The 15,030-nt window shown below is 61.7% G+C and carries 21 protein-coding genes; all 21 read left to right on the forward strand.

The features are described 5' to 3' along the window. Window positions 1-9: 9 nt before the first annotated feature. Complete coding sequence (locus ACI1V7_RS24845) at window positions 10-1,905, forward strand: hypothetical protein (protein ID WP_404534717.1); 1,896 nt, start codon at window positions 10-12, stop codon at window positions 1,903-1,905. 62 nt (window positions 1,906-1,967) lie between these two features. Next, window positions 1,968-2,288 carry a hypothetical protein gene (locus tag ACI1V7_RS24850; protein WP_404534718.1) on the forward strand — a complete coding sequence of 107 codons (321 nt, stop codon included), beginning with the start codon at window positions 1,968-1,970 and terminating at the stop codon, window positions 2,286-2,288. Window positions 2,289-2,297: 9 nt separating this feature from the next. Next, complete coding sequence (locus ACI1V7_RS24855) at window positions 2,298-2,555, forward strand: hypothetical protein (RefSeq protein ID WP_404534719.1); 258 nt, start codon at window positions 2,298-2,300, stop codon at window positions 2,553-2,555. Next, window positions 2,552-3,508, forward strand: a complete 957-nt coding sequence (locus ACI1V7_RS24860; RefSeq protein ID WP_404534721.1) for a hypothetical protein — start codon at window positions 2,552-2,554, stop codon at window positions 3,506-3,508. The genes ACI1V7_RS24855 and ACI1V7_RS24860 overlap by 4 nt, the downstream gene beginning before the upstream one ends. Window positions 3,509-3,517: 9 nt before the next feature. Continuing rightward, window positions 3,518-4,603, forward strand: a complete 1,086-nt coding sequence (locus ACI1V7_RS24865; protein ID WP_404534723.1) for a hypothetical protein — start codon at window positions 3,518-3,520, stop codon at window positions 4,601-4,603. Between the two features lie 10 nt (window positions 4,604-4,613). Beyond that, window positions 4,614-5,585, forward strand: coding sequence for a hypothetical protein (locus tag ACI1V7_RS24870; RefSeq protein WP_404534725.1), 972 nt, complete (start codon window positions 4,614-4,616; stop codon window positions 5,583-5,585). 96 nt (window positions 5,586-5,681) lie between these two features. Next, entirely contained in the window at window positions 5,682-6,392 is a 711-nt protein-coding gene (locus tag ACI1V7_RS24875; RefSeq protein ID WP_404534727.1) for a hypothetical protein, read from the forward strand. Further along, on the forward strand, window positions 6,393-7,841 hold the full coding sequence (locus tag ACI1V7_RS24880; protein WP_404534728.1) for a hypothetical protein: 1,449 nt from the start codon (window positions 6,393-6,395) through the stop codon (window positions 7,839-7,841). Next, a complete protein-coding gene (locus tag ACI1V7_RS24885) occupies window positions 7,832-8,371 on the forward strand; it encodes a hypothetical protein (protein ID WP_404534730.1) in 540 nt (179 codons plus the stop codon). Before ACI1V7_RS24880 ends, ACI1V7_RS24885 begins: the two co-directional genes overlap by 10 nt. Beyond that, window positions 8,368-8,904 carry a hypothetical protein gene (locus ACI1V7_RS24890; protein ID WP_404534731.1) on the forward strand — a complete coding sequence of 179 codons (537 nt, stop codon included), beginning with the start codon at window positions 8,368-8,370 and terminating at the stop codon, window positions 8,902-8,904. The genes ACI1V7_RS24885 and ACI1V7_RS24890 overlap by 4 nt, the downstream gene beginning before the upstream one ends. A 51-nt stretch (window positions 8,905-8,955) precedes the next feature. Continuing rightward, window positions 8,956-9,312, forward strand: coding sequence for a hypothetical protein (locus ACI1V7_RS24895; protein ID WP_404534733.1), 357 nt, complete (start codon window positions 8,956-8,958; stop codon window positions 9,310-9,312). Continuing rightward, the gene (locus ACI1V7_RS24900) at window positions 9,305-9,772 is read left to right on the forward strand and encodes a hypothetical protein (protein WP_404534734.1); all 468 of its coding nucleotides are present in this window, start codon (window positions 9,305-9,307) and stop codon (window positions 9,770-9,772) included. Before ACI1V7_RS24895 ends, ACI1V7_RS24900 begins: the two co-directional genes overlap by 8 nt. Window positions 9,773-9,783: 11 nt before the next feature. Further along, window positions 9,784-10,392 carry a hypothetical protein gene (locus tag ACI1V7_RS24905; RefSeq protein ID WP_404534735.1) on the forward strand — a complete coding sequence of 203 codons (609 nt, stop codon included), beginning with the start codon at window positions 9,784-9,786 and terminating at the stop codon, window positions 10,390-10,392. Next, the gene (locus tag ACI1V7_RS24910) at window positions 10,389-10,853 is read left to right on the forward strand and encodes a hypothetical protein (RefSeq protein ID WP_404534736.1); all 465 of its coding nucleotides are present in this window, start codon (window positions 10,389-10,391) and stop codon (window positions 10,851-10,853) included. The genes ACI1V7_RS24905 and ACI1V7_RS24910 overlap by 4 nt, the downstream gene beginning before the upstream one ends. Continuing rightward, window positions 10,850-11,287, forward strand: a complete 438-nt coding sequence (locus ACI1V7_RS24915; RefSeq protein WP_404534737.1) for a hypothetical protein — start codon at window positions 10,850-10,852, stop codon at window positions 11,285-11,287. Before ACI1V7_RS24910 ends, ACI1V7_RS24915 begins: the two co-directional genes overlap by 4 nt. After that, window positions 11,287-13,020: a hypothetical protein gene (locus ACI1V7_RS24920; protein WP_404534738.1), complete on the forward strand. Its 1,734-nt coding sequence runs from the start codon at window positions 11,287-11,289 to the stop codon at window positions 13,018-13,020. The genes ACI1V7_RS24915 and ACI1V7_RS24920 overlap by 1 nt, the downstream gene beginning before the upstream one ends. 94 nt (window positions 13,021-13,114) lie before the next feature. Beyond that, window positions 13,115-13,468, forward strand: a complete 354-nt coding sequence (locus ACI1V7_RS24925) for a hypothetical protein (RefSeq protein WP_404534739.1) — start codon at window positions 13,115-13,117, stop codon at window positions 13,466-13,468. Window position 13,469: 1 nt separating this feature from the next. Continuing rightward, the gene (locus ACI1V7_RS24930; RefSeq protein ID WP_404534740.1) at window positions 13,470-14,105 is read left to right on the forward strand and encodes a glycoside hydrolase family 19 protein; all 636 of its coding nucleotides are present in this window, start codon (window positions 13,470-13,472) and stop codon (window positions 14,103-14,105) included. A gap of 10 nt (window positions 14,106-14,115) precedes the next feature. Next, entirely contained in the window at window positions 14,116-14,334 is a 219-nt protein-coding gene (locus tag ACI1V7_RS24935; RefSeq protein ID WP_404534741.1) for a hypothetical protein, read from the forward strand. Further along, window positions 14,331-14,774: a hypothetical protein gene (locus ACI1V7_RS24940; RefSeq protein WP_404534742.1), complete on the forward strand. Its 444-nt coding sequence runs from the start codon at window positions 14,331-14,333 to the stop codon at window positions 14,772-14,774. The genes ACI1V7_RS24935 and ACI1V7_RS24940 overlap by 4 nt, the downstream gene beginning before the upstream one ends. A gap of 10 nt (window positions 14,775-14,784) precedes the next feature. Beyond that, window positions 14,785-14,958: a hypothetical protein gene (locus tag ACI1V7_RS24945; RefSeq protein ID WP_404534743.1), complete on the forward strand. Its 174-nt coding sequence runs from the start codon at window positions 14,785-14,787 to the stop codon at window positions 14,956-14,958. The last annotated feature ends 72 nt before the right edge of the window (window positions 14,959-15,030 follow it).

Here is a 15,030-nt window from a genome sequence, read left to right on the forward strand (position 1 = left end):
GCGATCGAAATGGCGCAGATCAAAAAGACGGTGTCGGTGACAAAGAACAGCCAGACTGTTCTTATCACCGGCGCCGACCTCACGCAGCGGATCAAGAAGAACCACATCTTCCTCATCGAGGGCGAGCTGGTGCCATACACCATCGCTGCCGACTCGACCTATGCCGGCAATGTGACTACAGTCACCCTCACCGGCATGTACAAGGGGGATACCAACGCCAGCGCGCCTGGCGTTTTCGCTGTCGACATGACCTTCCCGGACATGATCCCGACGATTTCGCAAGGGGACGTGGGCACCGCGGCGATCTTCACACAGGCGATGTACAAGATCCAGGACATGGTCACGGCCGTCGCGCCGACTGGTCTGGAGCTGTACACGCAATACTGGACGGACGGTCGTGCCTGGCACGAAGAGATGGGCGCATGGTACGTCGAAGTCGGCGGATGGCATACCGACATTTCGAAGTGGTATTCGGATTCGAACACCTGGCATACCGACGTCCAGAACTGGCGCGCCGATGTCTCGACCTGGCGCCAGAATACGCTCGACGCGCGCGACATGGCACGCAAGTGGGCGTCGCAAACCAGCGGCGAAGTCGTCACCGGCCAGGGCTACAGCGCGCAGTACCAGGCGAACCAGGCTGCGGCCAGCGCGACGCTGGCAAGCAACTGGGCCACGTCGCTGGGCGTGGTGTCGGGCGGCTTGTACGGCGCGCGCTACTACGCGAACGCCGCCGCCGGCAGCGCAACGAATTCGGCAAACAGTGCGACCGCGTCGGCGAACAGCGCGACGGCAGCCGCCACCAGCGAAGCGAACGCGCTGGCCTACAAGAAGGCAGCAGAACAGGCGACCGTCGACGCACCGGCCGTGCATGCCGACCGCCTGGCCGCTGATACGTCGGCATCAAACGCCAAGACTAGCGAGGTCAATGCGCGCACGAGCGAGGTCAACGCTAAGACCAGCGAGAACAACGCCAAGACCAGCGAGAACAACGCGAAGACCAGCGAAGCAGGTGCGCTGTCGTCCAAGAGTGCCGCAGAGGCTGCGCGCGACCTGTCATTGCAGTACCGGGATGCCACTGCTGGCTATGCTCAGGCGGCGAAGGATGCCACCGTCAACGCCATCGCTGTTCGTGAAGACCGCAACGCCGCCGACGCATCGGCTCAAGCTGCAGCGAACAGCGAGGCAGCCTCACTGGCTTACAAAAATACTGCCAGCGACCAGGCGAGCGCTGCAGCAACCTCGGCATCGAACGCGAAAGCGAGCGAGACTGCCGCCGCCGGTAGCGCCAGCGCCGCAGGCACTAGCGCTACGAACAGCGCGACCAGTGCGACAAGCAGCGCGAGCAGTGCTGGTGCCGCGAAAGCGAGCGAGACGAATGCCAAGACGAGCGAAACGAATGCGGCGGGAAGCGCATCGTCGGCCAGCGGTAGCGCAACTACAGCAACGAACAAGGCGAGCGAAGCCGCCGGTAGCGCTACGGCTGCAGCCGCGTCGGCAAGCAATTCCGCAACCAGCGCGACCAGCAGTGCGTCGAGCGCCGACCTGGCGCACAAGTGGGCCGAGAACCCCAAGGACGCCGAGGTGGTGCCTGGAAGCGGCGAATATTCGGCAAAGCACTGGGCGCAGATCGCCGGTAGCCTGGCTTCGGGCGCGATGCTCTACCGCGGAAAGTGGAACGCATCGACTGGCAAATTCCCAGTCACGCCTACGGTCGGCTTCTTCTACATCGTGAGCGGCGCCGGTGTTATCGGAGGCATCGATTATCAAGTCAAGGACATGATCATCTACAACGGCACGGACTGGGACAAGATCGACAACACGGAAAACGAATCCATGGCGGCGATCGAAGCGCTGCGCGCTGAGCTGCGCACAGTCAAAGCTTTGGCAATCCTCGGTTTGTAAGTCACCGGTGACTTGACTATGCTGGATGCTGCCTGTACCATTTCGCAACTATGGAGTTTTGAATGTCTGGACTTTTTGATAGCCAACCGGTAGTAAATATCGGCACGTCGGCCACTCTCATCTATGCGCCGGCCACGGACGGCGTCGGCATGTCTTGCATCGTCGCGAACGCACACTACGCGGCCCTTCCGGTAACGGCGTGGATCGACCGCGCCGGCACCATCATGTACCTGATCCAGGGCGGCGTGCGCGTCAACGCGGGCGACAGCCTGGACATTCTCAAGGGCAGCAAGGTCGCCTTCAAGGCCGGCGACAAGCTCTACGCTTCGTGCCCTGTCGCCAACGTCATGACCGGCATCCTGTCGGCATACAAGGACCAGTGATAGGACGCCATGAGCGCATTTGAAACCCTCGACCTGGGCGGCATCACGCTGCCCGACAACGTTGTGCTGGACGTGTTCTACGGCCTGCGCATCGATCCGACGAACAGCCACTTCAGCATCGATGCGATCCCGCCCGGCCAGGGCACGATCAAGCTGCCGACCGCTGAACTGCAATCCTCCAACGACTACCGCCAGTGGTTTTGGTCGAAGAACCAGCTGCAGTTCTCGATCGACGCCAACGGCCACCTGATCATGAGCGCCGTATGACGACTGTCTTCGACCTGGGCAAGCTGCGCCCGACCTACCGTGGCGACTATAACGCCGCCGCCGTGTATGAATTCAACGATGTCGTGCGCGGTCTCGGTGCCGTGTACGTCTATACCAACAACGTGGCCGAGGCAGGCTTTGCCCTGACCGATGCTACGCACTGGACGCTCCTGATCAACGACGGCATGAACTATCGCGGCGACTGGATCGCCAGCGCCAGCTACGTCAAGAACGACGTAGTGACGTTCGGTGGCGCCGTCTACATCGTCAATGCGAACGTGATCACCGGCGGCGCCGGCCCGGCATCCATGGCGCAGTATTCGCTGCTGGCCGGCGGCACGCGCTGGCGCGGCGCTTGGGTGTCGAATGCCGACTACGTCCCGGGCGACCTGACCACCTCCGGCCTGTCGACCTACCGCGCCAAGAACGTCGTCAAGTCGACGACGGCGCCCAGCGCAGATACGACGAACTGGGAAGTGGCCATGGGCGGCAGCAGCAATGCGGTGGCCAAGGCCGGCGACACGATGACCGGCCGGCTGGTGCTGAGCGGCGGCGTCACGATGGACAAATTCGCCATCGAAAGAATCAACCTCGTCTATGCGTCGCCCACGGCCAACCAGAACGTTTCGCTCGACAGCGGCGCCGCGCACATGTTCACCGGCACGCCGCAGTACGATTTCAATTTCAATTTCGACTGCGCGGCAGGCTTCAACGCGTCGGTCGGCATCGGCCAGGTCGTGACGGCTGTGGCGATCGTGACGAACGGCTCCTCGCCGCATTTCCTGCAGGGCGTGACTGTCGGCGGCACCGCGCCGGCGACGCTGGTCTGGTCCGGTTCGGCGCCAAACGCATCGAATACCGTCGCCAACGCCATCGACATGTACCAGTTCAACATCATCAAGACTGGCGACAACGTCTTCACGGTGTTCGCCTCGCGCACCAAGTATGCGTAAGGAGCCGGCATGCCGCTGATCGAGACCATGGCCGCGCTGCGCTTCGGCTCTGGCGCGGTGGCGCCTGAGAACACCAAGGCCTATCTGTTCACGCGCCTGGGCGTCAGCACCATCACGATCGAGGCGACCGGCGTGTACCGGGTCTATCTGATCGCCGGTGGTGGCGCAGGTGCGCTCGGATATGGCGGCAATGGCGGCGTGGTGCGCGTAGACGTGCCGCTCGTCGCCGGCGAGACGCTGGAGGTGGGCGTCGGCGGCGGTGGCAATCTGGATGGCCACAAGACGCCGTCCAGCTACGCACTGCGCGGCGGGGATGGCGTGGCGAGCGCTGGCGCCGGCGGCGACGGGTCGTACATCAAGGCCGCGGTAAATGTCGGGCGACCGAACTATAGCGGCTACCTGGCGATCGCCGGCGGAGGTGGCGGGTCCGCGGTGCACGCCTATGAAGCCAACCTGGGCGGCCATGGCTACGGAGTCGGCGGAGCGACGTGGTCGGTCAACTGGGCGGACACGCCAAGCCCGGCATACAGTGGTCGAAGCGCCTACAACGCTACGAATCCAGGAGCTGCGGGCGCCGGACAAAGCAACGGATACCCGGGCGGCTCCGCGAACATCGAGGGGAAGCTGACGGGTGCGAATGGCGCGGTCGCCTCCGCAAGTGCAACGCATGGCGGGGCTGGCGGTGGCGGCGCGGGCGGGGGCGCGGGTGGTGCAGGTGGTGGTCCGACTGGAGCTGCGGGCAACCCGGGCGGCAAGATCACGGTGACGTATTCTGTCGCCTACGCAACTGGCGGCGGTGGCGGCGGCGGTGGTCATGCAAACGCTTGCGGCGGCTGTGGAGCGGGCGGTGGGATTCTTGCGTTCACCGGCTATTCGCCTGCGATCGAAGCATGGTCGAGCACCTCCATTCGACCAACGAGCGGCCAACTGTATAACGAGTTCAGGAACCTTGTCGTTCGGGGCCAGAATATCAGCAATCTCGTATCGACCGCTCTGGCCTTGGGTGGCCAGCCTGACGCGAGGGTGGGCGGCGACGGCGCCGTCTTGATCGTTCCAACCTTCGGCACGCCGTCCGCATTCAGCGTTATTTCCTGATGGAGCAAACATGCCTTTTCTGAGCCTTCTGGCCGCCCTGCGCCTGGGCGGCTCCAAAAGTTCCGGTGTTGTGGGCGAATCGGCCAAGATGGTGTCGAAGGGTTCCACGACCTCCCCCATCTATGGCTCTGGCGATGCCAACGGATTTCGCCGCATGTGGCTCAATGGCGGGACACAGACCGGCTTCGCATCTGCCGGGCTGATCACCAGCCAAACGACCGTCTCCGGCGTGTCGAGTCTGTTCTACGACGAAATGATCATTCGCATCCCGGACGAGAACGTGAGCAAGATTCGTATCGCGCTGCAGTCCGGCGGCGGCGGTGGCCCGCACGATGATAGCGATGGCGCAACCGCCTCCGATCCCGGTGCGCTCGGCTTCATCGAGTTCTCCGGCGACGCCCTGAATAAAATTCTTGGCAAGTACATGCTGGTGGTTGTCGGCCGCGCGATTACCGGGTACGGCGACAATACCCTTCCATCTACGCCTTCGCATATTGATCGTGTCAACTTGAACGACGCGATCAGGACGGCAGCGCCAAATGTGACCACGGTGCAGCTCGCTCAGGGTAGCTACGCAGGCTATGGCGCGGTAAATTCCGCCATCGCGATCGCCGACACCATTCAGGGTCTCGACAAGGCGAACAATCCAGACGTGCTGATGTACATTCAGGGCGGTAATGCATCGCCCAATTTCGACGTCGGCGCCATGTATCATTCTGCGGCCTGGGTGAACCCTGCTTATGGATCGGCGAGGGAGACATTCAACGCCTTCAGTACCTACGCGCGCGGCCAGCATGGCGTTTTAAACCCCTCTCCGTGGTCGATCGGGTACGGAGTAGGTTCCTCCATCAAGAGCCGGTTCTGGACCATTCCAAACAACACCGCCGGCATGGGTGGTGCTGCCGGAGACAGCGGCAACGGCAATTACCCAGGCGCGCGCCTTGACGGCAATCCGGCCCTTTTCATCATGGAAGTATCGTGATGCACTTAGCTTACGCCGGGTTTTGCTTTGCCAAGTAAGTCATTACTGACGTATAATCCCACAATGTTAAGGATCCTCGACCTGGAGAAGTAGCAGATGCCCCTTCCGACCATCGACCTCGGCAAAATCAGGATGACCTACAAGGGCGTCTACGATCCGGCCGCGACCTATGAATTCAACGACGTTGCCACCTATGGTGGCAATACCTACGTGTACGTCTATGCGACGGCCCAGGCCGGTCGCAACCCGTCAACCGCAATCGCCTACTGGCTGATGCTGCATGAGGGAACGCGCTTCCGCGGTGCCTTCGCAGTAGGCATGGAGCTATTTGTTGGCGACGTCGTCTATGCCGGCGGCTCGCTGTACCGCGCGCTTAAGGACCACACTAGTGCAAGCGCGGTGGCCGACGAGCAGGCCGGCAAGCTCGGTGTCATCCTGCAGGGCGCGCCTCTGCCGGCGGCCGGTCAGAACGGCAAGATCGTCGGCGTGGTCGGCGGCGCCTACGTGCTGATCGACAACCGCCCCATCGTCATCACCGGCGACACCACGGCCGTCGACGGTGCCACCTACGTCATCGACTATCCCGCGACCAAGCGCAGCTATACGATCACGCTGCCCGCAAACCCGGTCCCGGGAACCTGTATCGAGGTGCAAGACGGGGCCAACATGCTGCAGTCGTATCCCGTCAACGTCGCGCGCAATGGCTCGCTTATTCACGGTGTCAGTGACGACGTGCACCTGAACGTCAACGGCATTTCCATTTCCTTCACCTACGTCAATGCCACCATCGGCTGGAGAATCAACTAAATGACCCTTCCTCTGAAAAACCTGATCGGCGCCACGTTCAGCGATCTGTATCCGAACCGGCCGGTGTGGGCGCTCGTGTCGACCGGCACCACGTCCAGCTTGAACTCGCCGGTTTATTCCACCTACGGCGAGCAGAGCAATTACGCTCCGCTGAACGTCGAATTCCCTGGCACCGCCAAGAGCCGCGCGCGCAACTTCCAGGATGAAATGGCAAACTCTGCCTACACCTTCTCCGGCACCACCGCTGCTCTCACTCTCACCGGCGTCGTTAGTTTCAATGCCGGCATGCTGGGCATTTGCCAGACCGGCACGCAGACCGGCTGCCTGGCCAACTTCGAAGCGTACGACAACGGCAACTATGGCTGGTACAGCTCGGGGAACTCTAGTGCGTTTCAACTCGCAACCGACTCCGGCACCATCGTCGGCGAATCGAACTGGCGTCAATGCTACGATTTGCTGCTGACCAGCACCGGCAAGATTTACAAGGATGAAATCGGTGGCGTGAGCACCACTGCCACTGGCGGCAATCGCCCCTTCATCGATCTGGAAAACAGCGCCATCCCCAACTTCGTCAAGTACGGCACGAACTCGTGGGGTCGCGGTCAGATTGCGCACAACCGCAACACCGGCCGTTTGCTGGTCGCGCAGCCGATCGGTGGCACTAGTGGCACTAAGATCACCTTCCGCCTGCACCTGTTCGACCTGCAAAACAAGATCAGCCGCAACACGACCATCGCCCAACTCAAGCAGTGGATGACTGACGCCACGGTGGCCGGCGCAAATCGCTATCGCTATGTTGACGTGGACCTGGCCAGCCCGCAATGCTACTACGGTGGCACGGCGATCACGCACGACTGCGCCGACACGCAGTTCGCACTGTGCGACAACGACGAAATCTGGGCCTTCAAGTCGTCCGACAATGCCTCTATCGGTCAGAACACGTATGGCAACGTGCTGTTCTCGATCAACCTGACGAACGGCACCTGGCTCACCGGCACCTACGCGGCCACGGCGCGCGTCAATTACTCGGGCACCGGAAACGCTGGTTTGCAGTTCAACGCATATTATGGCGCGCGCCACATGAACTCGGACGACAACTCGGTCATCGCGTTCTACCAGCAGGCTTACTACTACGTCTGCGGCTACTCGCTGGCAATGGTGTCGACCAAGTCGGCCGGCGCCCAGGACTACAACTACGGTTCGAACAACACCGGCGCCATGTTCTCCATCGCGCCTGCCGGCGGCCCGAACTTCGTGATGTCCAGCGCTTCGACGGCCAATAGCGACGGGATTGGACCGGTAATCGGCTTCCTGAACAACGAGACCCTGGCCGCAACCGCAGTCACGCCGAGCTTCGTCGGCTACATGTGGCCTGGCTACAACCGTTCGACCTGCTACGGCACCGCGGACATCGTCTGCAAGGTGCAACCGACCACTGAATGGAAGTGATGATGAAAAAGCAAATTATCTTCGACGAAAATGGCGTCGGCTACGGCGTGGTGATGGTCGAATCTATGCCGGAAGACGCGTTCGAACTCAAGTTCGAATCGAACTTGGCCAATCGCTACAAGCTGGTCAATGGCAAAGTGGTCGACCAGTACAAGGGAAAGACCGAAGACGAAGTGCTCGCCGACATGGCGGCAGCAGCGGCCAAGGAAGCCGAGCAGCGCCTGGCCGAAAAGGCCGCGCGCGACGCGGAGGCTGCCAAGGCCGGCGTTGCAGCCATCGAAAAGGCGCGCGTCATCACCAACCTGCGCTTCATGGATCTGTTCACGGCCGAGGAGCTGCGAACCATCTACACGGTGGCGAAGGCTGACGTGACGGTCGAAATCTGGCTGGACAAAATGCGCGCGGCCAAGGAGGTGATTCTGGACGAGGACCGTACCGTGGCCGGCCTGAATGCCTTGAAGAAGGCGGGGCTGCTGACCGATGCGCGCGTGGCGCGCATTCGCGCCAACCAGCTCCCGGAGCCGGCATGAACTACGAGCAGGCACGAAGCAATATCAAGACGGGCGACCTGATCGGTGTGCGTGACGTGCATGGCCTGCTGGGGAAGGCTACGACCTTCTTCACTCGCAAACCGTACACGCATACTGGCGTGGCAGTATGGGTCGGCGATCGATTGTTCATGGCAGACCTGAACTCGGGCCGCAATGCATTGCATCCGCTGTCTCAGGTCGGCTCGTTCGACGTGTGTGACCCGCCGGCGGACATCCCTCGCGACTTCATCGAACGTGCGATCTTTGACTGGCTGGCCAAGCCGATCGACTACGGCTACCTGGCCTTCCTGGTAATTGGGCTGCGCTGCTTCCTGAAGCTCAAGACCTTCATCCACTGGCGCAAGATCGTCGTGTGCTCAGGCGGATCGGTCACGATCTACGAGCTGGCAGCCGACGCCATGATCCTGGCCGGCAAGGCGCCGCCATCGGCATGGGAAGATCACAACCGCATGCTTTCACCCGGCGAACTTGTGGAAGAACTCGGGCCACCGAAACTCACAATACGGCCTTGAAGATAAGTCATCGATGACTTATAATCGGAGGATTCCTATAAGGATTCTCCGATGAGTACAGAAGTCGCCTCTGTCGCCCTGAAAATTTACCAGGGCGGCACCTTTCGCGAAGGGTTCACCTTCAAGAATCGCCTCAAGAAGCCCTACGACCTGACCGGCTACCGCGCTCGCATGCAGATCCGGGAGGCAGCAGGCACGCTGGTGGCCGATCTGAACACCGAAAACGGCGGCATCGCCCTTGGCGGCCCGGCCGGCACCATCGACCTGTACATCGCCGACGAAGACACCGCGAAGATGACGTTCGCCTCCGCCAAGTACGACCTGTTCCTCCTGGCACCCAATGGGGATGCCTACCCGATCATCGCAGGCACCGTCACGTTGACGAAAGGGCAGACCCAAAATGCCTGAAATCATCCTGCAAACCGTCGAGCGCATCGACATCGTTACCCAGGCTACACAAGGCCTGCCCGGCATTCCAGGGCCGCGCGGCCTGCCTGGACCGCCCGGCGGCGCCACGCTGGAATACACGGCGGCCACCGACGTCGGCGGGCACCGCGTCGTCATGCTGGACCACATGGCCGGCCTGGTCTACGCCAGCGCCACGGACCTGTCGCACATGGGCCGCGTCATCGGCGTTACTGTCGCTGCCGCCGGCGCCGGCGCCCAATGCCAGGTCCAGAACTTCGATCAACTCGAGGAGCCGTCCTGGAACTGGGATACCTCCAAGCCGGTGTACCTGGGCCAGGACGGCGTGCTCACGCAAATGCAGCCGTCACTCCCGAGCGCCAAATTTTCCATGGTGGTGGGTTTTCCTATCTCCAGCACTTCCCTGTTCGTCAACCTGCGCGAACCGATCGTACTTTCCTAAAGGAGCTGTAAATGGGCACTGCCTCGTCCAAGAAATTTCTCAAGAACTCTGGCGGTTACACCGCCGAGGAAGCTGCAGTCACCACGTCCGCCGGCGCGGGCGACGCTGACAAGATCCCGGCCTTGAACGCTTCCGGCGTTCTGGACGCCTCGATCGTAAACGCCAAGGTGCAGTCGGCCGGCGCGTCGGATTCGGGCAAGGTCGTTGCCCTGGACGGCTCCGGCCGCCTGGACCCGACCGTAATGCCGGTAGGCCTGGGCGCCGACACCGCCGCCATCGTCGCATCGGAGGCGCTCGCCGCCGGTGACTTCGTCAACGTGTTCGACGGTGGTTCGGGCGCGTTCAAGGTGCGCAAGGCTGACGCTACGACCAGCGGTAAGCACGCCATGGGCTTCGTGCTCGCTGCGGTCGCATCGGGTGCAACGGCGACGGTGTACTTCGAAGGCACGAATACCCAAGTGTCCGGCCAGACCCCGGGTGACGTCTTCCTGCAGACCACGGCTGGCAAGGGCGCGGCAACCGTGCCGAGCGCAGCGGGCAACGTCGTGCAGAACATCGGCTTTGCCGTGTCGGCGACTTCGGTCAACTTCCAATCCAACCGTCCGATCGTACTGGCATGAGCATGACTTCCGAACAGCAAGCGGCGCTGGAAAAGCTGGCTGGCCGGGCGTTGTCGGAAGATGAGGTTGCGGCAATCGAGCCGCTGCTTCTGATCCGCAACGACGTTGCCATTGCCGACATCATTTCCGTCGGGCGCACCAAGACGCAAGATGCGCAGGTCGGCATCGGCACTATCTTGACCACAATGAAGCCCAACGGCGGCGCCTTCCTGGATGCCATCACCGAACTGGGCAAGACGAACCGCGACGTGTATTGGGGCATGGACATCATCCAGCGCGGCGTGTTCAACCCGGGCCTGGCCGGCGCGCGCGCATTTCTGAACGACCTGAAGGTCGCGCTGCCGCAGTTTGCCGACGACCTCGACAAGATCAAGATGCTTGCCGATCAGCCGGACCCGATTCACTACAACGAAGTGTCTAACGCCCTTAACAAGGCGGAAGGCAGGGAGACGCTGGTATGAGCGGAGAAACCATTGTCGTGTGGGGCCAGATGAAGGCCCTGGAGACGGCGGGCGCGCAGATCGCCAACAATTCCCTGGTCAAGGCAACGACGGGCTACGACCAGGCGGCGGATGGCCTGGGCTACCCGGACGCGCAGTTCGTCCTGAACGTCACCTTCTCGGCCGCGCCGACGGAAAACACGACCCTGTCGCTGTACGCGCGCGAGCTGCTGCCCGATGGCGTGAACAACACCGACGAGCCGGAAACCACGCGCGCCGGTCGTCCGATCGGCTCATTCATCGTGAACAACGTCACGTCCAAGCAGACGCTGACGCTGAACGCCTACGATCTCCCACCCAAGGCCGACTACTACCTGCACAACAACGGTACTGGCCAGGCCGTGGCCGCAGGCTGGGACTTGAAGATCAAGCCTCGTTCGTACAAGGCGGCCTGATGTCGATTCCTCGCCAAAGGCCGCGGCAGTTGATGCCGCAGATCGACTGGTCGCATCCTCTGGCGCGGTATATTTCGTTCGCCTGGGTTGCTGAATTTCCTGACCGGGATTTGGTATCGGGGAAGCTGGGCAAGTGGAACGGCTCACCATTCCCGCGCACTTCGTTCCCCGATGGCCGTATCGCTGGCCAGATGAACGGGAGCAGCATCGAATTTGGCAACATCGCCGGCGCCAACTTCGGTAATCGTTCCGAGCAGACCATGCTGGCCGAAGTGCACATGCCCAAGGGCGGCAACGGTGAAAGTGGCGGCTACATTTGCGGCCGCATCCAGTCGTCCTGGGACTACCACTTGATCGTCGGAGAATCGCGTCAGCTCGGGTACGCAGTTGGCGGTGACTCGTATGGCATTTTCTACCCGTCCACATCCTATATGGGCGGCCTGGCCTTCATGACGGGCAAGCCAGTGCTGTTGGGAGGCACGTACGACCGCGTCAACCGCAAGATTTTCTGCGACGGCGTACCCTTGGCCAGCCAGGCATTTAGTAACGCATTCTCGACCAGCAACGACTCTTTCGCCATCGGCGCGCGCGGCGGCGGCGGCCAGAACGGCTCGTTCGGTTTTTCGGTCGGCATGGTTGTCCTGTTCACCAAGGCCCTGACCGATGCGGAGATGGCCATGATCGGTGGCGACGTGCGTCAGCTTTTCCGGCAGCAGCGGATCCGCGTCTACAACGACGGCACCCAGTTTAAGCTGACCCAGCGCCGCACGCGCCGCGTAGGCAACCGTGCAGGCGTTCCCATGGTCGACTGGTCCAACCCGATTACCAGAGGCCTGCGCATCGCCGTGAAGGGCGGGCACCAGTTTAATCTGGCCAATAATCGGCCGCTCCTGATGACGAGTGGGCGCATCACGCACGGCGCTGGCGCGGACGGCTCGACCGGATGGAGTATGGTCAACGATGGCATTGGCAACATGGGCTGGTATAGCGGTACTGTGGCTTCCGAGGAAATGCGCGGCGTGAACGAAATGACGCTGATGTCGCTGAACTACTGCCAGGCGCCGGTCGACAATCCGGACAGTGTCGGCGCCGACTTCCTACGCCTGACCAGTCAGAACCAGACAGCATATGGCCATGCTATCGGTGTAGACGCGTACAGCCAGCAGAAGGGCCTCCGCGCGAATTTCCGGTTCGCCAGCTATGGCGGCAATGCCGGCGTGTCTGCAAGCGGGCAATTCGCGCAGGGCAATACCTACTGTGTGGCGGCTACCTACCGGCGAAATGACGCCATTCGGCTGTTCAACAACGCGAAGATGGTCGCCTCCAATACGGTAGGCGACTATGCGCTGGACACCGACACGGTCGGCTACGGCATATGGCTCGGGCGCGCCGGTACGAGCGGCACGCAGATCATCATGCTGTCGCTGGCGTGGGACCGGGCGCTGTCGCCGGACGAGATCCGCAGCATGGCAGACGATCCTTGGCAGATCATGAAGCAGCGAACTCTGCCGGTTTACACGCAGTCGATTCAGGGCGTGATTGCAAAGATTCGCGCCGCGCTGTACATGGGCGGGCAGGGCTACGTCATGCAAAGCCCGGGTGGACTGTCCGTGAAACCGCTGGTCTTGGTCAACGGGAGCGTGCGACAGCGCGTCGCGTCCGAGGGTATTCCGCTGGTGCTCGACGAAGGAGTCGTGCGAACGATCGCGGCTGATGAGACTCTGCAAATTTAACGTCTCAAATAAGTCACGAAATACTTACAAACGTGGGGTCTTCCTGTTAGAATCCCAGGCAGACTTCTTTGCGAGCGAATGACGAAGGATCGACATGAATAACGACCAACAAGGATTTGAAATGCCGAACCAGAGTGTTTTCGACCAGCGCATGGACTCCATGGCCGACGAGCTGCGTGAGATGCGCAGCGCCGTCGCAAAGGTCGCGGAGGCATTGACCAAGCTCTCCATCCTGGAGGAGCGCAACGCCATCACCAACCAAGCAATCGAAAAGATCGCCCATCGCCAGGATAAAGTGGAAGAGAAGGTCGCCACGATCGAGCTGGAGCAGGTCAAATTCGAATCGAACGCCAAGGGCATGGCCACTGCCATGAAATTCATGTGGGGCGCCTTCGGCGGCGGTATCGCATACCTCGGTTCGGAACTGATCAAGCAGTTCGGGCACTAATATGGCCTTGACGCCCACACAGTTCAGCGCCGCCCTGCCGCGGGCCGACGTGCAGTTCCTGCCCTGGCTCAACAAGGCCATCGATCTGGCTGAAGCGAACACGCGCAACCGCCTGCACATGTTCCTGGCCACCGTCGCTCATGAATCGAACGACCTCCGCACCCTCGAGGAAAACCTGAACTACTCGGCCGAAGGCCTGCGCAAGACGTGGCCCTCGCGCTTTTCGGATAAGTCATCGGTGACGTATGCTCGTCAGCCAGACAAGATCGCGAACGTCGTCTACGCCCTGCGCGGCGGTAACGGTGACGAGAAGTCGGGTGACGGCTGGCGTTACCGTGGCGCCGGCGCTATCCAGCTGACGTTCAAGGCGAACCAGCTGGCCTGCGCCAAGTTCTTCGGCAAGAAGCCGGACGAGATCGGCGCCTGGCTGCGAACCCCGGAAGGCGCTTGCCTGTCGGCGGCCTGGTTCTGGAAAACCCGCGGCTGTAATGACTACGCGGACCACGACGACTTCGATGGCGTGTGCGACATCGTCAACCTCGGCCGAAAAACGACAGCGCAAGGCGACGCTATTGGCTTCGTGAACCGTCTGGCGCGTCTGCGCGCGATCCAGGTGGCCCTCAAGACCACAACCTGAAGGAAGCGACATGCTCGACAAACTGCGGGGCGCGCTGCGCTCCAAAACCATCTGGTTCAACGCCGTGGCCATCCCGGTGCTTGCCACTATTTTCGACCAGGCCCAGGCCAATCTTGGCGCGCTGGCGCCTTATCTGGCTGACGACAAGATGAAGGTTCTCGCCGTGATCTCGATCGGCGGCAACATCATCCTGCGGGCGCTGGTAACGGAACGCCTGGAGCACAAATGAACTGGCGCATCCATGCCCTGATCGTCGCGGTGGCGCTGTCCGGTGGCTTTTGCCTCGGCTACCACATCAAGGGTCAGGCCGACCAGGCTGCAGTGGTGAAGCAGGCCAGTGCAGCAGTCAAGGAGGCAAGCGCCGGCATCGTGCAATCGGCAGTTCACAGCCAACAGGTCGAGGCTGCGATCCAGCAAACCGACAGCAATATCGACCAGCTGAAAACGGCCGCACAGGCGCGCCTGCAGAAGGGGAAAACCCATGAACCAACCGCTCGCACTGGCCATGGGCCAGACCACGTCGCCACGACCGCCGAGCAACCAGGAGCGATGGCTGACGCTGCTGCTGGCTGCCGCACTGACGATGTTCTTGATTTCGGCACTGTCCGGCTGCTCAACCGCGCCCGCGACGAAGGCACCATGGAGTCCTCCCCAGGCCACGCTCGCTAAGTCCGAGCCGTTGCCGAAGCTGGCCGACGACCAATCCCAGCCCGACGACGCCCAGTCCACAATCGGCATTGCCGATCTCGTGGACGACAACTTCAACCTGGTCAAGGCGTATAGGCGGCTGGCCAAGCGTCACGATGAACTCGTCGATGCGATAATGCAGCACCTGCAGGCGCAAGCCAAATAGTTTAGATTTTGCCTACAGGGTTGCAGAGGCTGCAGTTGACCGGCTCTGGATATGCACCGCACTTTGTCCCGA

The organism is Massilia paldalensis (genome assembly GCF_044901715.1).
In the GTDB taxonomy this organism is placed as follows: Bacteria; Pseudomonadota; Gammaproteobacteria; order Burkholderiales; family Burkholderiaceae_D; genus Telluria; species Telluria paldalensis.